Origin of the sequence: Turneriella parva DSM 21527, from assembly GCF_000266885.1 — a bacterium.
GTDB classification, from domain to species: Bacteria; Spirochaetota; Leptospiria; order Turneriellales; family Turneriellaceae; genus Turneriella; species Turneriella parva.
The window spans coordinates 50,326-68,951 of sequence record NC_018020.1 but is presented as its reverse complement, the minus strand read 5'-3'; the positions used below and the strand labels follow the sequence as shown (position 1 = coordinate 68,951).

The following is an 18,626-nucleotide window of genomic DNA, read 5'->3' as shown; positions in this document are numbered from 1 at the left end:
ACATGTCAGACACAGAGAAAAAAGAAATTATTATCAGGGTAGGGCTCGACAAAGACGCTATTCCCGAATCGATCAGCTGGCTTGCCCCGGGAGCATCGAACGGCGAAGAAAAAGCCGATGCATTCATGCTCTCGCTTTTCAGCGGCAGCGAAAAAACCACGCTCGGTATCGACTTGTGGACAAAAGAGATGCTCGTCGGTGACATGAATATTTTCTTCTATCAATCCCTCAAGAAAATGGCCGATGTGCTTGATCGTGCCACTCAAGACAAAGAAGCAGCGCAGCTCGTGCGCAATTTCAGCCGCGAATTCGGCAAACACGTAAAACTTCTGCAAGATTCATGACGCTCGCGCTGTCACTTCTCTGCATTGCGGCTCTGCTCTTCGGCATGCCGCTCTTTATCGGTCTGGGTACTCTCGGCACGATCTACCAGCAGACGAACGCTGCGGCAATTGGTACCGATAGTTTTGCCGACATGACCCGACAAATGACAGTCATATTCAGCGACCCGCTCGCTAAATTAACCGGGGATCAAAGCGCACTTTTTCTGACGATTCCTTATTTTACGCTCACGGGCTATCTCATTGCGCATTCAAATTTTGCAAAGCGGGTGATTAACCTGTACCTCATCGCAGTGCGTCGGGTCGGCTCGGTGGGCACTTTTGGTCTGGGTGTTGTGTGCATTTTTATCGCCGCTCTTTTCACGCCCCTGACCGGTGCTTCTGGCGTCACGATCGTCGCGATCGGCGGCATTCTGTTGCCGATTTTGACGGGTGTCGGTTATTCTAATCAGAGGGCCGTCGGCCTCATTACGGCCTCTGGCTCAATTGGTCTGCTCTTCAGCCCCAGCCTGCCGGTAATGCTCTTTGGTATCATGAGCGAAAACAAGGCCGACATCAACGAACTCTACCGCTCGGGTCTGTTGCCGGGCCTTGTGCTGCTGCTGGCGCTGGCGACGGTTGTGCTGCTGCATTCGTTCACCGCAAAGACGGCAGCGCAGGCGAGCGAACTCAAAGTACAGCTCGATGCAGCGGTGTTTTCTGCGCGTGACGCGATAAAGCTCGGCGCAGAGCTCGCGGCGATTCCGCTGCTCTACGTGCTGATGCACTCGCGCTTCATGGTAATCACAGAGCTCGGCGTATTTTTTCTGCTCTATTACCTGGTACTCGAAGTTTTTATCTTTCGCGAGATCGGCTGGTCTAAGCTCGTGCAGGTATTTGAAGAAGCGATTGCGATGGTCGGCTCAATCATCATGATCATCTTTTTCGCGATGATTCTGACGAACGCACTGCTCTACGACGCGCTACCCGGCAAGATGTTTGCCTTTATCAGCCAGTACATTCACTCGCCTCTGACGTTTCTCATGCTGCTGAATATCTTTCTGCTGATCGTCGGCGCATTGATGGATATTTTCTCGGCCATTATCGTCATTTCACCGCTGATTATTCCGATCGCAGAAAGTTATCAGATTCCGATGCTGCACCTGGGCATTATTTTTCTGACGAATCTCGAGATCGGCTATCTCACCCCACCGGTAGGATTAAATCTTTTTCTGAGTTCACTGCGCTTTCAGAAGCCTATGAGCGAAGTTTATAAGTCGATAATCCCCTATCTTGTCGCTTTGATACTGGCGCAGCTGCTGATAACCTATGTGCCGTGGCTCAGCCTTTGGTGGCGCTGACCCGCAAATATCGCCTCAGGCGCGGCTGAGAGCCGCCATCAGCATCGCAAAGGTAAACGGCTTTGGTATGTAGTCGTCCATGGTCTTCAGGTAAGTCTGCCGGTCTTCGGTTTCGACATTGCCGGTAACCGCGACAAGCCGGGGTGGCTTGCGCATGCGGTCTTTAACGAGCCGCGCAACTTCGGTGCCGTCCATGCCGGGCATCTGCACGTCGAGCAGAACGACGTCGTAGGCGCCCGTCAGAATTGCATCGACTGCTTTAAAGCCGTCGTCGCATTCACCGATATTCTGAAACCCGAGTTTTTCGAGCATCGCGATCGTGAGCATGCGGTTCACATCGGTGTCGTCGACGACAAGAATACGCAATGGAATTCTCTGCGCGAATGCCGCATCGACCTCTGACTCGGCATTCGCCGCAATGGCACTGGCATTCGTTTCGGGCAGAGACACCTTGAAACGAAAGCTCGAGCCCTTGCCTTCGGTGCTTTCGACGTCGATGTGCGATTGCATGAGTTCTGCCAGGTGGGCGCTAATCGAAAGCCCAAGCCCGGTGCCGCCGAATTTTCTGGCAGTTTCACGCTTTGCCTGTTGAAACGGCATAAACAGGCGTTCGCGCTCTTCTCTGCGCATGCCTATACCCGTGTCTGTGACACTGAATGTACACGCGCCATCGCGGTAGAGAGCCTCGACAGTGACCGAGCCTTTCTCGGTGAAGCGTAGAGCATTTGCTGACAGGTTCATCAGAATCTGTGTAATTCTGAGCGGGTCGCCCTGAACTGCGGCGGGCAGGCCAGAGCTCTTGATGCTGAACGATAAACCTTTTCTTTCGGCGGCATTGGCGAACATGCTCTTGATTTCGGCGAGCATTGCAGACGGGTCGAAGGCTATCGTTTCGAGGTGCAGCTTGCCTGCCTCGAGTTTCGAATAATCGAGCACGTTGTTCACCAGGCTCGCCAGCGTGTGCGCAGTACCCGAAAGGGTCTCGACATATTTTTGCTGTTCTGCGCTCAGCTTGGTGGTTTTGATGAGCTCTGTTGCGCCGATTACCCCGTTGAGCGGCGTGCGAATTTCATGGCTGAGCGTGATCAGAAATTCACCCTTGGCCTTAATAGTGGCATAGTTTCTCTCAGCGACGAGGTAGTCTTCACGCTCCTGAATTGTCGCGGCGAGCACCATCGTCATGACGGTAAAGACCCCGATGTACAGTTCGAGCAATAGCAGTGAGTCGTTTATCGACAATTGGTCGCCGCGCATAATGGCGAAAGGTCCCTGCTGCCTGATCGTGTAATAGATCGAAGCGAACGACAAGATGATGATTGCGCTGACCGCTCCGTGCATCTTGAAGCGAAAGATCGCCCAGATGATGAACGGAATCGGCAGATATGTCAGGTCAAAGCCGGCGCGAAAGACAGCGTACGAGAGCGCCACGAGGGATGAAATGAGTACAGGTGCTTCGATACTGCGGTCGAATGACCAGCGGATTGCCGGCAGCTTCGATCAGGTATAGACGAACGGCGCCACGATAATGAGCCCCTGCATTTCGCCTGTCCACCAGGTGAGCATCACCCGCCAGTAGGTTTCTGGCGGCACAAAACCAAATGCGCGCAGTGACGTGACGCCCGTGAATGCACTCACCGCTGCGCCGGGCATGGTGCCGACGGTCAGAAAAATCAGAACGCTGCGCACGCGTGTAAACGGATTTGCCCTGCCGCTGTATTTTTGTATGAAATACGCCGCGAGCAGCACACTGCTGGTGTTACCGGCCGCGATCAGGGCCGCAGTCGGCAGGTGCGGATTATGCAGGTAATTTGCGAGAAACGCACCAGCAAGCACGCCGGGAGCAATTCGATAGCCGCGCAAAAGTACCAGTGCCAGCGAAATACCTTCTGGCGGCCAGACGGGGGAAACCTGCGAATGCAAGAACGCCAGAAAAAAGCCAAGCTGCGCGCCCGCAATATACGCGGTTGCCACCAGCAAGATCTCGAGAACGTAAAAGGCATTTTGTACTCTTTTATTGATGACCCAAGAGTACACGCCGCCGCTGCGGGGGCAAGCAGAAACTCTTGTGTTAGAGCGTGGCGAGCGCCTGCTGAAGGTCTGCGATCAAATCGGCGGTGTCTTCTAGCCCCACCGAGAATCTGATCAGGTTGTCGTAGATGCCCTCTTTGAGTCTGGCGTCGGCATCCATATCGGCGTAGCTCATGACCGATGGCTGGTGCACCAATGATTCGACACCGCCGAGTGAGGCGCCGATTGTTGCAAGTTTCAGCGCTTCAACGACCTGGGTCGACGCTTTAAGCCCCGCGCTCTGCGAACCGTCTTTTCCCTTTACCTGAAATGAGACGATGCCGCCACCGCCGGCCAGCGTTTTTTTTGCGAGCGCATGGTCGGGGTGCGATTCAAGCAGCGGGTACCAGACCTTTTCAATCTGGGGCTGCTTTTCGAGAAAACGGGCAATCTCGAGCGCTGATCGATTATGCTCGCGCATGCGTACGCCAAACGATTTAATGCCGCGCGAAATCAGGTAACACTGGTGCGGGTCAGGGTTGCTACCGAAGAGGTTGCGAAATGACCTGGCTTTTTCGATCAGCTCCTTCGACCCCAGAACCGCACCCGCGATAACGTCATTGTGACCGTTCAGAAATTTCGTCAGCGAATGCGTCACGAGGTCGGCGCCCTGCCTGAGGGCATTAAAATTCATCGGTGAAGCGAAGGTTGCATCGACGAGAGTGTAGATGCCTCTGCCACGCGCGAATTTCACCAGAGCTTCGATATCGACGAGGCGCAGGTATGGGTTGGTCGGTACTTCGACAAAAATCAATTTTGTCTTTTCGGTGCAGGCCGCTTGAATCGCTTCAAGCGAAACACCTGAATAACTGATGCCGATGCCAAAGCGGGCGAGGTGCTGGTCAAAGAGTTTAAAGGTGCCCCGGTAGCCTTCGCGCAGCGACACCATGTGGTCGCCCTGGCCGAGTAGCCCGCAAATCGCCGTTGCGATGGCATTCATGCCGCTCGACATGACGATGCAGTCTTCTGCCGACTCAAGCGACATCAGGGTCTCTTCGAGGGCGCGCTGCGTCGGCGTGCCATAACGCGCATATTCGGCGAGGCGGTCAGACTTCTTGTCGTAATACGCCCACAGGCCCGCGACCTCGTCGAATGCATAGCTCGCCGTCTGGTAAACAGGAGTGATCAGCGGCTGGTGCGGGTCGCGTGTATTGTCGTGGCCTGCATGAATCGACCGGGTTGAAACCCCGCTTGCGGGTAAAATCTTGTTTCTGTCTTTTCGCATTGTTTGTTTTTATTTTTTCTTGTCGAGAAACGCCGCCACCGCATCTTTCACGGCACCGAGCGTTGGCTTCAGATCAACCGGCAGATTTTTATGCGGCGCAGTCGATTCTGGGGAATGGTAGTTGATTTTGAAATCGGCAAACTTGAGGCCGTGAGCCGTCGAAATCACGACGGCCGATTCGTGTTCGCGAATCACTCCGGCGGCCTTCAGCTTTTTGAACGCCGCCAGCGCAACACCTGTATGGGGGTCGACCAATAAACCCGCCTTGTCGCCGAGCGCCGCAGCATCAGCGAGCTCGCGTTCTGACGCCTGTTCAACGACGCCGCCAAACTCTTTGAGCGTAGCGATCGCCTTTTTGACCGAGATCGGGTTGCCGATGCGGATTGCAGACGCCGCTGTCTCTTTCGCCGTGATAGGCTGAAAATCTTTGAAGCCGTTTTTTGACGCGAGGTAGAGAGGGTTGGCCGCTTCGGCCTGTGCCACCGCAATGCGCGGCAATGAGTTCACGAGGCCGAGTTCATAGAGCATCTTGAGGCCCGCACTGAGCGCCGAAACATTGCCGAGGTTACCGCCGGGAATTATGAACCAATCGGGAAGTTGCCAACCGAGTTGTTGCGCAACTTCGATGCCCACAGTCTTCTGACCTTCGATGCGCAGACTGTTCATCGAATTGGCCAGGTAGATGTCTTTCTCCAGGGTGAGCTGCTGCACAATCTCCATGCAGCCGTCGAAGTCGGTGTCGAGTGCGAGCACGAGAGAACCGTTTGCGATCGGCTGCATCAGCTGCGCGAGTGAGATCTTGTTCTTCGGCAAAAGTATGACGCTCAAGATACCCGCATACGCCGCGTACGCGGCGAGCGCAGCCGAAGTGTCACCCGTCGAGGCGCAGGCGATCGCGCGAATCGGCGCACCCTTTTTGATCATGTGGTTCACCTGCGAGACGAGCACCGTCATGCCGAGGTCTTTAAACGAACCCGTGTGGCTGTTACCGCAGAGTTTTACAAAGATATCCTGGTGTGCAAATTGCCGCGAAAGTTCGGCGCCCGAAAAAAGCGCTGTTGCGCCTTCGCCGAGCGTTACAATATCTTCAACGGGCAACTCGGGCAAAACCCATTCGCGTTTGCCCCAGATGCCCGAGGCGTCGGCCTTATTCTGCGAGCGCCAGCGGCTTTCAAAGAGGTCACGCCAGTCCTGAGCCGATTTCTTCTTGAGCGCGTCCATGTCATGGCGCACCTCGAGCAGATCGCCTGAACCGGGGCAGCGATAGATAATCTGGTCGAGCGCATACCTGTCTGTGTATTGCGGATTTATACTTTGAAACCAGGCTTGGGACACATGCGCAAGTTTCGCCCCGAAACGTGCGGACAAGAAGTTAACAAGATGCGCGACCTGCCGTGCAACCCGCGATCAGCGAAAAGGCTTTGCTGTGGCTTTGGCGGTGGTAATGTTGGCAAATGAGATTGGGTTATCGCCTCGCCTTTGCAGTGCTCGCACTCACGTTTATCGCGACGTTGCCGTGGGCGCCATACGGCGGCAGTTTTGTGCCCAAGGTTGCGCCCATTCTGCTGCTCATTTGGGCGACGCTGCAGGCGCCACGCTTTGCCGGCAGGGGTTTGCTCGTCGCGGCGATTTTCTTCTCTGGCGCAGGCGATGTCATTCTCGATTTAGTATTTGAAGGCAGCTTTATCGCCGGACTTGTTTCGTTTCTGACGGCGCATGTTTTCTATGTGGTGCTCTTTCTCAAAGGCGCGAGGTTTCGTCGTAGCTTGGCCTTCGCCACGCTATTGGCGCTCAGCTTTCCCGTGGGCATGGCGCTATTCTTGTGGCCCCATCTCGGGCCGATGCAGCTGCCGGTCGCGCTTTATATCAGCGTGATTGCCTCGATGCTTGTGACCTCGCTGCACAGGTCAAGTCTCAACCTCACAGTGGTAGCCGGGGCAATAGCCTTTGTAATCTCTGACAGCATATTGGCGCTGAACAAATTTTACTCCCCCTTTGTCTGGGCGCGTTACGCGATTATGGCGACCTATTACCTTGCGCAATACCTGATCGTGACCGGCGTCTTGAAAGAACAGGCGGATCTAGCATAGCGAGAAGGGTGTATTTTCATTTTCATCGTATGCCCTGATTTTAAGCAAACCCGTGTTACAGCTGCTCTTAACTCCGTTACAAAAGCAGGTTTCGTGGTTTAGAATTTTCAACTATACCTCGTTTAGGCTCGTTGCCGCGGCGATCACCGCGCTGCTGCTTGCCTATTTTTTCGGGCCGCGCTTTATTCGTTTTCTGCGCAGGTTGCGTTTCGGCGAGTCTGTCAGAAACGACGGCCCCGAATCGCACCAGAGCAAAGCGGGCACCCCCACGATGGGGGGTATGCTCATCATGGCGAGCATGAGCATTTCAATTCTGCTCTGGGGTAACCTGAGCAACCTTTATGTGATGCTCGTTTGGCTCGGCACGCTCGCGCTGAGTGCCGTCGGCTTTATAGACGATTACAGCAAGTCGGTGCTCAAGATCAGCGGCGGCATGAAGGCGCGTACAAAGTTCTTCTGGCAAATCGTCATAGCGCTGGGGTTTGCGATACTGGTGTATATGTTTCCATATACGGCGAAAGGCGCGCCCGAGCAGGCGACGAATCTCTACCTGCCGTTTATGAAAAATCCGCTGTTTAACATGGGTGTTTTCGCCGTGCTGTTCTGGATGTTCGTGGTCGTGGGCACGAGTAATGCGGTGAACCTTACCGATGGGCTCGACGGCCTTGCCGCCGGCATCTCGGTTGTGGTCATCGTGACGCTGGCGCTGATCGCGTACATTACCGGTCTCGATGAGATTACGCGTTACCTGCTTCTGGTGCATGTGCCCGAGGCGAACGAAGTTTCTGTCTTTTTGGCCGCGCTTGCAGGGGCATGTGTCGGGTTTCTCTGGTTTAACGCGCACCCGGCAGAAGTTTTTATGGGCGATACGGGCTCTCTCGCGATCGGTGGTTCAATCGGCATGACCGCGATTTTAATTCACCGTGAAATTCTGCTCATGATTCTCGGCGGCATTTTTGTCGCCGAGGCTCTCAGCGTAATCTTACAGGTAGGCTCTTACAAGCTGCGCCAAAAACGTATCTTTCGTATGGCGCCATTGCACCACCACTTTGAACTCGGCGGCTGGCATGAGAATAAAGTCGTGATTCGCTTCTGGATCGTCGGTATTCTGCTGGCGTTGATATCTGTTTCGAGCCTGAAAATATTATGAGCACGCAAATAAATCTGCGCCTGCCGCAGATTTATTTGCGTGCATAAAGCACGTAGCTACTCGTCAGCGGCCGGCCGCGCCAGCGCATCTTAGACTTCAGGTGGTAGAGCGACATTTTCCAGTATCGACCGAGGTCGCTGAACGTTTTTATATCCCCCCAGGCTTTGCGCCATTTAGCGCACAGGGAAAAATCAACCGGATAAAATTCTCTGAACTCGCGAAAGCCAATTTGCGCGAGCAGGGTCTTGAGGCCGGTCGCCGTGTAATAGACCAGGTGCCCGGGAAGGTAATAGTGGTAGTCTGCACCACCCCTGACGGCCTGCCAGCCTTCAAAGTTCGCCGTTTGAATCACGAGCACGCCGCCCGGTGCGAGCAGGCGATAGGCTTCGGCAAATGATTCGCGCGGTACGCTGAGATGCTCGGCAACTTCGATCAGTGTAATGGCCGCAAAACTGCCTGGGGAAAAAGTCTCGCGGGCGACCTTCGATCGGGGCAGGTGCGTCAGATCACCCTGCCAGAGGCGGGCAGGATTGTTTTGCGCCGCGTTGATCTTATTGCCCTCATCAACCGCAAACCCTGAGACGTCAAGGCCGGTGGCCTCGAAAGATTTAGCCGCCGCGCGCACGAATGTCCCGAACGCACAGCCAACATCAAGAAGCTTCGGCCGCTGAGCAACCGAAGCATTGATTCTTGTAACAGGGCTGTTGCCACCGTTACAAAATCGCTTTATCGTTTTTATGCGGGCATGGTGTACGAAGTTGTGGTAATACTCTTGCTTGCGTTCGTCCTGGTAGTTGAAGGCAGACGTGCCGGTGTAATAGCCCTCGTCGTAATAAGCGTCGGCGTTCTGGGGAAAAGGATGCTGAAATTCAGAGTGGCAGTCAGCGCAGGCAAAAACGTCGAAGCCATGCCGCTTGATGCGATATTTCAAAGCGGTGTTCGCTGAGCCGCAAACGGGACAGGTCGTTTTTTTCACCGTTGGTTTTTTATGCCGTTTGGCTTTCATTTTTCGGCAAGAATCATGTGGTGTGCGACGAGGCCCTCTTCACCCAGCGGCTGCCGTGCGATATAGCCATACGTGGTTTTCGAGAAATGTTGAAAAAGCGCGACTGCCACACTCTTGGTGAAGAGTTCGGCATGCCCGGTTGCGAGGTCACCCGATCGGAGCTGTGCCTTCAGGTGAGTGTCAGAGTCAGACCTTAATGTGAGAAAAACCTGCCCACCCGGTTTTAAGATGCGCAGAATTTCAGAAACCGCTCGGGGCACGTCGGCAGACTGCAGATAGTGCAGAACGCCCCAGCAGAGAACAAAATCAAACGATTCGGCCGCAAAAGGCAGATTGGGCAGGGCAGCCTGAGCGGCAGTTACCTCGCTGCCCGCTGCTATCACGAGGCTTTCGCGCGAAAAATCGCATGCAACAACCTTCTCAAAATGCTGCACGAGAAGCGGCAGGTGTCGACCGCTGCCAGTGCCCAAATCGAGACTGACCGCATGCTGCTTGCCGGCAAAATTCTTGCGCAGCACGCGCACGACATTCTCATCGGGAAACTGCTGCCGCGAGCGGTCGCGCGTATAGTGGTTATCCCAGACTGATTGGTTAATCATTGCACACGGCCTTGCGGCCGGTTCAGCTGAGCGGTGCGGGCCTGCTTATTCAAAACATAGAGCTTCACGTACTTCGTGAAGGTCGCCACTGCCGAATAGTACGTGATAATAATGCCCGCCGTGCCATCGAGAAATGAGAGCTCGAAGAAGAATTTGCGCACAATTACCCAGCCAGAGCGAAAGAACACGCCGGGTAGCGATACGCGGCGGCCGCGTGCGTGCATCGCCTGCGCCGCGAGCTCTGAGTAGTTGCGTATGGTTTTCAGGTGGTCGTCGATATTACGAAAAGAGTAGTGCAGCAGGTCGCCCGTGAGTTTGCCGGTTTTTTCGGGCGGCGTGTTGATGATCTCGTGCACTTTGTCGCCCTGCCACTCAGCGAGGCGACGGTTATAGAGCCTTACCTTGTCGTCGGGGTACCAGCCCGAATGCCTGATGAAGCGGTAAAGGTACCAGGTCAGGCGGTTGAAGCGAAAGCCCGCCTTGTCGGTGCCACTGCTCTTCAAGGCCAGAATTGAATCGCGCAGTTCGGGGCTGAGGCGTTCGTCGCAGTCGAGGTTGAGTATCCAGTCGAATCTGGCTTTGCTCGCGGCAAAGTTCTTCTGCGCGACATAGTTGTCGAATTTGCGGTAAAAGATTTTTTTTGTGAATTGTTTTACGAGGGAGATTGTTTTGTCGGTCGAATGGCTGTCGACAAAGATGATTTCATCAGCGACGCCGGCAAGTGACAGAAGACAATCCTCAATGTTCTGCTCTTCGTTAAGACCGATGATGCAGGCTGAAATTTTCATAATGCTTGCGCCGTATCTGGCAAGCGGCGTCAGCCGCTTGTCAGATACGGCATTGGGTTCACCGGGTGATCCATGATGCGAACCTCGTAGTGCAGATGCGGCCCTGTGGCGCGGCCGGTAGAGCCGACGCGGCCGATGGTCTGCCCCTTTCTGACATAACTGCCACAGGCGGCATAGAGGCTGCTCATGTGGCCATAGAGTGTCTGAAAACCGAACGGGTGCGATATTTTGACCGCGAGGCCATAACCGCCGCTGTAGCCGCAGCCGATGACGCGGCCGTCTGCCGCTGCATAGATCGGCGTGCCTGTCGCGTCCGCGAGGTCGACCCCGGTGTGAAAGTCTTTGCTGTGCCCGAAGGGCGAGATTCGCCCGCCGAAAAACGAAGTGAAGTGTCCGCCGGCGAGGGGCCAGTAGTAGGGTAATGCCTGCTGCACCACTTCGCGTTCTTTCAGAAGCTGCTGCAGCATCGTAACGGCATTTCGCGTCTGGTTGAGGTCGAGCTTAAGTTTGCGGTAAAGCGTGATCTCGGGGTAGAAGTAGAACCCTTCTTCTTGTGACTGGCCCTGCGCGATTTTCAGTGTCGTCTCGAAATTGAGAAATTTAACTGTGCGGTTTTCTTTGTAGCTGAGGCTGCGCGCAAAATCTTCGCCTTCAGCGTCGAGCATCTGCACGGCGCTGTCGTGCAGAATATCATTGTCGAGAAAAACGGGCTGGTCGCCCTCGTGCAGCTTTGCCTGCTTAATGACTTTGACAAATTGTTTTTTAAAGAAGTCTTGCTGTACGACCATTTCATGGTATTTCTGTACGTAGAGCTCACGCTCGTTGACGTAGGCGCGGTCACGGTCTTGCAGTTGGTCGGCCTCAACCTGAATGTTGCGCTGCAGGCTCACGGCAAATACCGAGGCGACGATCACGAATATCAGCGAAAATATGGCGAGCGCAATAACATAATTACTGAGCTGCATATTGACGATCGCCTTATCGTTGTGCGGAATCACCAAGAAGGTGATACGCTCGTTACCTTTTTCGCGCAGCCTTTTGCGCACCGCAGCTGCGCGCTTTTCAATGCGCTGGCGAATCGTCAATTGCGTTCCCCGAGAATTTTGCCACCTTCGGTTTCCATCATTTTCGCTTTGTCGAGAATGAGGCCGTCGCGGCTGTCTGCCGGCATCGGCATACCGCCGTCGAGATAGATGGCGCCTTTGGGGCAGGCTTCTTCACACAGCCCGCAGTAGATGCAGCGCAGCAGGTCTACCTGAAACGACTTTGCGTATTTGTCTTCGGGGTGCAGGTATTGCCTTTCAGGAGTGACTTCGGCGGCGACGATCTGAATCGCATCGGCAGGGCAAACCCACTGGCAGCAATAGCAGGCGGTGCAGCGCTCCTGGCCTTTTTCATTGCGCTTGAGCCGGTGCAGGCCGCGAAAACGCGATGACAGCGGCAGTTTTTTTTCAGGGTATGAAACCGTGACCATGCGGCGAAGAAATGCGGATTTCAGAAAGTGCTTGAGGGTTACCCACATGCCGGCAGAAATCGACATGAAGTAAAACTTCTCGTACCATCTGAAAGCGTACTTCTTATGAACCTGAATCGTTGCCATTAGACTGTCGCTCCCACTGGTGTCTTGAGGCGTGAGAGAACCTGGCCCACAGACTGCAGACCCTGCACGGGCTTCAGCACCGCAGTTGTAGTTTTCGTCACGCCGTTCTTATCGACATACCGACCCTCATGTTCGGGAAACGCCAGCACCGGAACTGCGAGCGCCGCGCGCAGTGCTGCAGAATTGTGGTGCGTTGTGAAAACCGCGGTTTTTACCCACGCCGCTTCGCCTTCAATGGTCTTGAATAGCTGAGTCTCTTCGACGGCGGCAGCAATTTCAAGCCCCGCGACATGCGCGCTGTGCTCGTCCGCGCCGGCAATCTGGTACGCATAAGGTGCAGAAAGTTCATTAATGACAATCACAAGATCAACGTTGCGGATTTCCGATTGTAATGCAACAAAATTCGTGAGCTCGGTTGCACCCTTGTCTCGCAGGTATTTTGCGTTCGGGCGCAAATCGCCGCTAAGCAAGAAGTCGTAGCCGGCACGATTCTCGAAGGCAGCCGCAGTAGACCTAAAATCCCATTTGACCTGTTTGCCTGCGGCGCGCCATTCGCCGATTGCGGCCGCGACCGAATCGACGTCGTCGGTGCATTCAGTTGCACCGCCGAGTACAAGAATACTTCGGGCCGCTGCAATCTTCTCCGCGAGATCGGGTAACACCTGTTTTGAAGTGGCCTGAGCGCCGGTCGCGACGTAGTGGTGCAGCCGGTCGGTTGAAAAGTGTTTACCCGAAAAACGGCCATAGTCGCAGATGAAAATGCCGTCGCTGATTTCGCCGCTTTGCGGCGCAGCTGCGGTGGGCATGTATCGGTAAAGGCTGTTGTTCTTCACGTTAGTCGATACTTTGCACAGCGTCGAACAGCCATGGCAGTGCGATTCTTGTGATTCATACCACCAAACACGGGATTGAAAGAGCGTGTTTTCGTTCAACAGCGCGCCGACCGGGCAGATATCGGCGAGCGCGCCCTGGTAGTTGTGGTTGAGGTATGTCGATTTTTCTCCCGATGTTTCGGGCGGCGTGTACGCAATAATGGTGTCGTTGCCGCGCGCGAGCATTTCAAGGTCATTGACCCCGACGATTTCACGGTCGAAGCGCACGCAGCGATAGCACAGGATACAACGGTTGTGGTTGATAAGAAGGTTGGTGCCGATCTTCTCTTGCGGTATATTGCGCTTCTCTTCTTTGTATCGTGTCGTCTCGTGGCCCAGCGCGAACGAGTAATTTTGCAGGCGGCATTCGCCCGCCTTGTCGCAGACCGGGCAGTCGAGTGGGTGATTGATGAGTAAAAATTCCATTACACCCTCGCGCGCTTTGACGATCTTCTCGCCGAACGCATTGATTTTCATGCCGTCTTTAATGGGGGTGTTGCAGGCCGCCTGAAACTTGGGCACGCCTTCGATTTCAATGAGGCAGATGCGGCACATGCCGACGACAGAGAGTTTTGAGTGGTAACAGAAGTGCGGTATCTCAACGCCCTTTTCTTTGAGCGCATCGATCAGGTTCTTTTTCTCGTCGACCTCAAATTCGGTCCCGTCGACGAAGATTTTAGCCATGGGCACTTTTCGTAAGCGAAATCAGGGTGTCTATTTCTTGTTGTTTACGGTCTACCGGTTCGTGAGGGTGAAAACTGCCAACCCACGGCTTTCGACGAAAATTCAATTTTTCCGGTCTCTGTCGTGCCAGCAATCGCCCCCCCTGGTAAACCTCGCAGGGCAATCGTCGGCAAAGCGCCTGAAGTCTCGGTGGGCCAAGGTTGCCCGTACCTCAGGCCTGCCGGGCTTTGCACGGCTACTGCTTGTTCACGCCGGGGCTGATGGCAACACCTGAATCAATCATGCTTCCGGTAACCTGTTTCACATAGTTGGTGGTGCTCACGGCATTGGCCGTATATAGCATGATTGAATTCCCTGCCGCATCCTGCATGTTTATGGTACACACTTTCCAGACCCCCGTTTCGTGGTAATTCTGGAGTGTCACGGTACCCTCGAAATACGTTCCCTGGTTTGTTACAACCCCGTTCGTGATTGTTGTTCCGCCGGTGCCCGCGCTGATCCGCGTCGGGCTACAGAGCTGAAAGGTGCCATACTGGAATCCCGACCCGGTCTCCGTGTAATAAATCCTTACCGTGACGACGGCTGGGTAGGTGCTCGTTGAGGATGGCGTTGCCGTCACCGATGTGATCTGCGGCGGCGTGATGTCATGCGTTGTGCCTGTGACATTGATGCTCCCGCCAATGGCAACACCTGAATCGATCATGCTTCCGGTAACCTGTCTCACATAGTTGGTGGTGCTCACGGCATTGGCCGTATATAGCATGATTGAATTCCCTGCCGCATCCTGCATGTTTATGGTACACACTTTCCAGACCCCCGTTTCGTGGTAATTCTGGAGTGTCACGGTACCCTCGAAATACGTTCCCTGGTTTGTTACAACCCCGTTCGTGATTGTTGTTCCGCCGGTGCCCGCGCTGATCCGCGTCGGGCTACAGAGCTGAAAGGTGCCATACTGGAATCCCGACCCGGTCTCCGTGTAATAAATCTTTACCGTGACGACGGCAGGGTAGGTGCTCGTTGAGGATGGCGTTGCCGTGACCGAGGTGATCTTGGGCGCAAATACATCATAAGCCACGGTCGTCACCGTGACGGTGTAATTGACCACAGTGCCATCCTGTGCCTGAACAGCGTAGATCACTGGTGCCGAGAAGTTGTTGGCGGTGACATCGCTGAATTGCGGGTTGCCGTTCACCCGCACAATCTGGCCATTGATTCTGAAAATCGCGACGAGGTTTGTCAGGTCGGTGCCATTTGGTACCCGCACGGCGATATTCGTACCATTGAATAGGCCGAAGTCCGATGTGCTCGCAAACGTAAAGTAGGCAATACTTGCCGTCGAATTGGGTGCCGCGACGGTGAGGGTGACGGTATAACTGTAGAGCGTACCGTCGGCAGCCTCGATCGTGTAGACGACCGGCTGAATGAAGTTGTTGGGGGTGACACCGCTCGTCTGCGTCACACCATTGACTTTGACAACCATGCCGGTGGTCGAAAAGGTTGCGATAAGATTTGAGACGTTGGTTCCGTATGGTACCGTTGCAGCAATCTGCGTTCCGCTCACGGTTCCTGTTGCACCCGCGGCGGTAAACGTAAACAATTCAATCGATTTGTCGTCCACAGCTGCAACGTTTACGGTGACCGTGTAGTTCTGCGTCGATGCGTCTGTGGCAGTCACGGTGTAGACGACCGGGGCGGTAAAGTTGTTTGCTGTAGTACCGCTCACCTGGTTGGTCGCTCCGACAGCGACGCTGCTTCCTGTTCGCGAAAAGACGGCGATAAGGTTTGAGACATTGGTGCCGTGCGGCACGTTGACTGCTATGTTGTTACCCGAGATAATTCCCACTGCATTGAGTGATGGTATCGAATAGCTCGTGATCTCTTTTGAAGTATTGAGCCCCACGTTCGCCGTTACTGTGAAGTCGCGCGTAGTGCCGTCCTGTGCCGTCACGGTGTAAACTTTGGGTGTGCTGAGATCAACCTGAGTCGAGTTGCTGACCTGCGCCACGCTGTTGATCTTAATGGAAATACCGTTATGCTGGAATATCGGCGTCACATTGATTACGTTGGTGCCGAAAGGCACATCGATGGTGATCGTGTTCCCTGATAAACGCCCCACATAACTGCCGAATCCGTAAGATAAGATTTCTTTTGTGGGATTATCCGCGTTCACGGTTACCGTATAGTCCTGAAAACTCGCGTCCTGCGCTGTGACCCGATAGATGACCGGTGAAGAGAAGTCATTGGCGGTGACGTTACTCACCTGAATCGTTGCCCCGATGGCGATGCCGCTGCCGTTGTGCGTAAAGACTGGCACGAGATTGCTGCGGTTTGTGCCATAGGGCAGCGATATCGTGATATTGTTACCGCTGATAGTCGAAACCCCGCCCAGGTTTGGAAAACTGAAGTAGGTGATTGCCTTTAGGCTTGAACTTGTCGTTACAGTGACGGTATAGGTCGCGGTCGAATTATCTTGTGCATGGACCGTGTATGTTACGGCGGTGGAAAAATCGTTGGCTGTGACCCCGCTGGTCTGTTGGGTGCCGCCGACTGTCAGCGACGTACCATCAATGAGAACGACTGCTCTGAGATTATTGATCGCGGTTCCGGTGGGCACTTGTACCGAAATATCGGTGCCGCTGATCTGTCCCGTGGCCGGTATGGTCGGAAAAGAAAAATGGGTGATTGTTTTGGCAGAAGACGTACTCGGCGTCGTGTTTGAACCGGCCGGCTGGCCCTGATTGGCGCCTGAATCAGGCGCGGCGCAGCCAATCGCCAGCATCAATATGGTCATGATTAGCCCGCCTCGCAGGCGTGTGGTGGGTGGATTGATCTTTTTCATGGCATCTTCTCGCACACTTTCTCAAAAATGTCCATAGGGCATCTTGCCCTATGGACATTTGGCCAGAGGCAGCTATTATGCTGCCAGTTAAAAAAGGAGATAACTATGAAAACTTTAACTAAGCTGACGGTACTTCTGCTCCTGGCTGCTACGGCGGTGGCAGCGGGACCCATAAGGTATGCTACGACAGCGCTGAAGGTACGATCAACGCCCGGTACTGATGGAGACCTCGTCACGGTGCTTAAACCCGGAACACCGGTTGAGGTGGTGGGCGAAGAGGGTGAAGAGGTGACGATTTCAGGCGCAAAGGGTAAATGGCTGCAGATTCGCCACAGCAGCGATAGCCACACGCAGTTCTATGCGTTTGGCGGATTTCTGAGCCAAACCGATCCTTTGGCCGATACGCTTACCAGGACTGAGGCGGTTTTTCTCGAAGACCTGGCCTGCAAGGGCAAAAAAGGAAAATTGGGGTGCAAACTCAAGAAACAGCCTCCAGCTATGATCGCCGACCGCGCGCAGAGGCTTTGTCGCCTCAAAGGGGGGCATCTGTTCACCGAAAGCGATTTTCACAAACATTCGACCAGATTTACGGATGAGGGGTTTCAACTGGAGGTCTTGGTCGTCCGTCAAGCTGGTGACGTGGGCATGACACGGTGCTATTATGAAGAGTTTGAGGCCTCGCTTATTTGTCTGTCGGTGCATCCATTTTCTACCCAGGTTGAAACTTCGGGTGCGCTCTGCGTCAAAGACTGAGGGCTCTGTCAGATGACCTTCCCCTGCCTGAGGCAGGGGAAGGTTTGAACGTGTTATTTCGCCTTGCGAACGCGCTTTTGTGGCAGCGCAGCCTGGCACTCGGCGCCCAGTTTGTCGCGGTTCTTGAACAGGCAGCGCATCGAGTGCTGCTTGCGCTCTTCTTCTGCTTTGCAGAACTGCTGCACGTCTTTTTCGCAGGTTTTCATCACCTTTTCGTAGCGCTCTTTGTGCTCGGCGCGTTTCGCGATAAATTTCTCTTTTTTCGCCTTACATTCAGGGGAAAGCTGGTCGGCGTTCGCCTTCATGCAGGCACGGAGTGCTTTTTTATCGCCTTTTTGCGCGCCGCAGAGGCGCTCGATATCGGCTTTGCAGGCGCCGCTTTTATTGCCCTTACGCTGGCGGTTGCCTTTTTCTGCAAACGCAGGGGCCAGCGCGATCAGCGTGGCCAGAAGTATGGTAAATATACGGTTCATGATGTCTCCTTATTGGTGCATAGTTAGTACGCTTTACAAATCACTACCGGACTCGTAAAGAATGTAGCAGGTTTCTTACAGGCGCCCGATAACCGCCTGGGCCAGACCCTCGACGCGAAAGCTCGCCGGGTCGGCGGCAAAGGGCTCGTATTTGGCGTTCAGTGAATAAAGAAGAATTTTTTTGCCTGACCTGACCAAACGTTTAATGTAGGCACGGCCATTGTCTGAGCAGGCGACGACGCTGCCGTCGGGTACCTCGGCTGCCGTTTCGAACAGCACCAGATCACCGTCGTGTATGCGGGGCTCCATCGAGTCGCCGTGGGCACGCACAAAAAAGGGGGATTTCAGGTGTACATGCATGAACTGCGGTGGTAGCTCGATGCGCTCTTCAACGTCACCCGAAAGCAACGTGCCCGATGGCCCGCAGCGCGCGAGGCCATAGAGATTGACCAGAAAGAGGCCCGACTCTTCGGGCGGCTGCCTCACCCGGTAGTCGGCCGGGTTCATCGGGTTGCGTTCGATATATCCCTTTTTTTCAAGCTGCTGCAGATGAAAGAAGACAAGGCTCGGCGTCGAGAGTTCAAGACTCTCTTGCAGCTCGCGGATTGTATACCCTTCGCCTGACAGCTTGGTCAGTAGCTTGAGCAATTGTTTTTGGGTGGGATGTAGTTTTTTCATAGAACAAAAATAGAACAAATTGGTTGCTTTTCTATTCTTGTTCTATAGTGTGGCTGTAAAGTAAATTCTGCCTCACCCCGCGCAAGAGCGCACCCCTCTCCTAAAGGAGAGGGGTAAGAGG

General features: G+C 54.4%; 17 protein-coding genes and 1 pseudogene. 5 read left to right on the top strand and 13 right to left on the bottom strand.

What is annotated here, in order from left to right; all coding sequences use genetic code 11:
- Positions 1-2 precede the first annotated feature (2 nt).
- Both TURPA_RS00340 and TURPA_RS00335 read left to right on the top strand, forming a co-directional pair.
- Positions 3-344, top strand: coding sequence for a protein involved in gliding motility GldC (locus TURPA_RS00340; RefSeq protein WP_014801284.1), 342 nt, complete (start codon positions 3-5; stop codon positions 342-344).
- Entirely contained in the window at positions 341-1,681 is a 1,341-nt protein-coding gene (locus tag TURPA_RS00335; protein ID WP_014801283.1) for a TRAP transporter large permease subunit, read from the top strand. Before TURPA_RS00340 ends, TURPA_RS00335 begins: the two co-directional genes overlap by 4 nt.
- A gap of 15 nt (positions 1,682-1,696) precedes the next feature.
- On the opposite strand, the gene TURPA_RS24110 is transcribed toward TURPA_RS00335, so the two are convergent.
- From TURPA_RS24110 to thrC, 4 genes and pseudogenes are all read right to left on the bottom strand, one after another.
- Positions 1,697-2,527: an ATP-binding protein gene (locus tag TURPA_RS24110; RefSeq protein WP_281054989.1), complete on the bottom strand. Its 831-nt coding sequence runs from the start codon at positions 2,525-2,527 to the stop codon at positions 1,697-1,699.
- A gap of 72 nt (positions 2,528-2,599) precedes the next feature.
- A pseudogene (locus tag TURPA_RS23915) lies at positions 2,600-3,652 on the bottom strand (MASE1 domain-containing protein); the annotation flags it as partial.
- Between the two features lie 97 nt (positions 3,653-3,749).
- A complete protein-coding gene (locus TURPA_RS00320; protein WP_014801280.1) occupies positions 3,750-4,973 on the bottom strand; it encodes a trans-sulfuration enzyme family protein in 1,224 nt (407 codons plus the stop codon).
- A 9-nt stretch (positions 4,974-4,982) separates the two neighbouring features.
- Positions 4,983-6,308, bottom strand: a complete 1,326-nt coding sequence (gene thrC, locus TURPA_RS00315; protein ID WP_014801279.1) for a threonine synthase — start codon at positions 6,306-6,308, stop codon at positions 4,983-4,985.
- A gap of 119 nt (positions 6,309-6,427) precedes the next feature.
- On the opposite strand from thrC, the gene TURPA_RS00310 reads away from it, so the two are divergent.
- Positions 6,428-7,063 carry a lysoplasmalogenase gene (locus TURPA_RS00310; protein WP_014801278.1) on the top strand — a complete coding sequence of 212 codons (636 nt, stop codon included), beginning with the start codon at positions 6,428-6,430 and terminating at the stop codon, positions 7,061-7,063.
- A gap of 52 nt (positions 7,064-7,115) precedes the next feature.
- Positions 7,116-8,213, top strand: coding sequence for a phospho-N-acetylmuramoyl-pentapeptide-transferase (gene mraY, locus TURPA_RS00305; protein ID WP_014801277.1), 1,098 nt, complete (start codon positions 7,116-7,118; stop codon positions 8,211-8,213).
- Between the two features lie 31 nt (positions 8,214-8,244).
- Here the strand turns inward: mraY and TURPA_RS00300 are convergent, their stop codons facing one another.
- From TURPA_RS00300 to TURPA_RS00265, 7 genes are all read right to left on the bottom strand, one after another.
- Entirely contained in the window at positions 8,245-9,144 is a 900-nt protein-coding gene (locus TURPA_RS00300) for a class I SAM-dependent methyltransferase (RefSeq protein WP_157210337.1), read from the bottom strand.
- Between the two features lie 71 nt (positions 9,145-9,215).
- Positions 9,216-9,818 carry a class I SAM-dependent methyltransferase gene (locus TURPA_RS00295; protein WP_014801275.1) on the bottom strand — a complete coding sequence of 201 codons (603 nt, stop codon included), beginning with the start codon at positions 9,816-9,818 and terminating at the stop codon, positions 9,216-9,218.
- Entirely contained in the window at positions 9,815-10,606 is a 792-nt protein-coding gene (locus TURPA_RS00290) for a glycosyltransferase family 2 protein (RefSeq protein ID WP_014801274.1), read from the bottom strand. Before TURPA_RS00290 ends, TURPA_RS00295 begins: the two co-directional genes overlap by 4 nt.
- 29 nt (positions 10,607-10,635) lie before the next feature.
- On the bottom strand, positions 10,636-11,691 hold the full coding sequence (locus TURPA_RS24105) for a M23 family metallopeptidase (RefSeq protein WP_014801273.1): 1,056 nt from the start codon (positions 11,689-11,691) through the stop codon (positions 10,636-10,638).
- Positions 11,688-12,206, bottom strand: coding sequence for a NuoI/complex I 23 kDa subunit family protein (locus tag TURPA_RS00280; RefSeq protein ID WP_014801272.1), 519 nt, complete (start codon positions 12,204-12,206; stop codon positions 11,688-11,690). Before TURPA_RS00280 ends, TURPA_RS24105 begins: the two co-directional genes overlap by 4 nt.
- Positions 12,206-13,762, bottom strand: a complete 1,557-nt coding sequence (locus tag TURPA_RS00275) for an NADH-quinone oxidoreductase subunit G (RefSeq protein ID WP_014801271.1) — start codon at positions 13,760-13,762, stop codon at positions 12,206-12,208. The genes TURPA_RS00280 and TURPA_RS00275 overlap by 1 nt, the downstream gene beginning before the upstream one ends.
- Positions 13,763-13,997: 235 nt before the next feature.
- Positions 13,998-16,601, bottom strand: a complete 2,604-nt coding sequence (locus TURPA_RS00265) for a DUF5018 domain-containing protein (RefSeq protein ID WP_041948207.1) — start codon at positions 16,599-16,601, stop codon at positions 13,998-14,000.
- A gap of 105 nt (positions 16,602-16,706) precedes the next feature.
- Here TURPA_RS00265 and TURPA_RS00260 point away from each other — a divergent pair, with 105 nt between their 5' ends.
- Positions 16,707-17,354 (top strand): SH3 domain-containing protein, encoded by a 648-nt coding sequence (locus TURPA_RS00260; protein WP_014801269.1) that lies wholly within the window; start codon positions 16,707-16,709, stop codon positions 17,352-17,354.
- A gap of 53 nt (positions 17,355-17,407) precedes the next feature.
- Here the strand turns inward: TURPA_RS00260 and TURPA_RS00255 are convergent, their stop codons facing one another.
- Positions 17,408-17,827, bottom strand: a complete 420-nt coding sequence (locus TURPA_RS00255; RefSeq protein ID WP_014801268.1) for a hypothetical protein — start codon at positions 17,825-17,827, stop codon at positions 17,408-17,410.
- Positions 17,828-17,902: 75 nt separating this feature from the next.
- Positions 17,903-18,505: a LexA family protein gene (locus TURPA_RS00250; RefSeq protein ID WP_014801267.1), complete on the bottom strand. Its 603-nt coding sequence runs from the start codon at positions 18,503-18,505 to the stop codon at positions 17,903-17,905.
- Positions 18,506-18,626 lie beyond the last annotated feature (121 nt).

What these genes read in the sequence shown, in the direction of transcription:
- TURPA_RS00250 (WP_014801267.1), bottom strand. Translation starts at nt 18,505, where the DNA reads ATGAAAAAACTACATCCCACCCAAAAACAATTGCTCAAGCTACTGACC.
- TURPA_RS00265 (WP_041948207.1), bottom strand. Translation starts at nt 16,601, where the DNA reads ATGAAAAAGATCAATCCACCCACCACACGCCTGCGAGGCGGGCTAATC.
- TURPA_RS00260 (WP_014801269.1), top strand. Translation starts at nt 16,707, where the DNA reads ATGAAAACTTTAACTAAGCTGACGGTACTTCTGCTCCTGGCTGCTACG.
- TURPA_RS00290 (WP_014801274.1), bottom strand. Translation starts at nt 10,606, where the DNA reads ATGAAAATTTCAGCCTGCATCATCGGTCTTAACGAAGAGCAGAACATT.
- TURPA_RS24110 (WP_281054989.1), bottom strand. Translation starts at nt 2,527, where the DNA reads ATGTTCGCCAATGCCGCCGAAAGAAAAGGTTTATCGTTCAGCATCAAG.
- TURPA_RS00320 (WP_014801280.1), bottom strand. Translation starts at nt 4,973, where the DNA reads ATGCGAAAAGACAGAAACAAGATTTTACCCGCAAGCGGGGTTTCAACC.
- TURPA_RS00340 (WP_014801284.1), top strand. Translation starts at nt 3, where the DNA reads ATGTCAGACACAGAGAAAAAAGAAATTATTATCAGGGTAGGGCTCGAC.
- TURPA_RS00295 (WP_014801275.1), bottom strand. Translation starts at nt 9,818, where the DNA reads ATGATTAACCAATCAGTCTGGGATAACCACTATACGCGCGACCGCTCG.
- TURPA_RS00255 (WP_014801268.1), bottom strand. Translation starts at nt 17,827, where the DNA reads ATGAACCGTATATTTACCATACTTCTGGCCACGCTGATCGCGCTGGCC.
- TURPA_RS00335 (WP_014801283.1), top strand. Translation starts at nt 341, where the DNA reads ATGACGCTCGCGCTGTCACTTCTCTGCATTGCGGCTCTGCTCTTCGGC.
- TURPA_RS00275 (WP_014801271.1), bottom strand. Translation starts at nt 13,762, where the DNA reads ATGGCTAAAATCTTCGTCGACGGGACCGAATTTGAGGTCGACGAGAAA.
- TURPA_RS00280 (WP_014801272.1), bottom strand. Translation starts at nt 12,206, where the DNA reads ATGGCAACGATTCAGGTTCATAAGAAGTACGCTTTCAGATGGTACGAG.
- TURPA_RS00310 (WP_014801278.1), top strand. Translation starts at nt 6,428, where the DNA reads ATGAGATTGGGTTATCGCCTCGCCTTTGCAGTGCTCGCACTCACGTTT.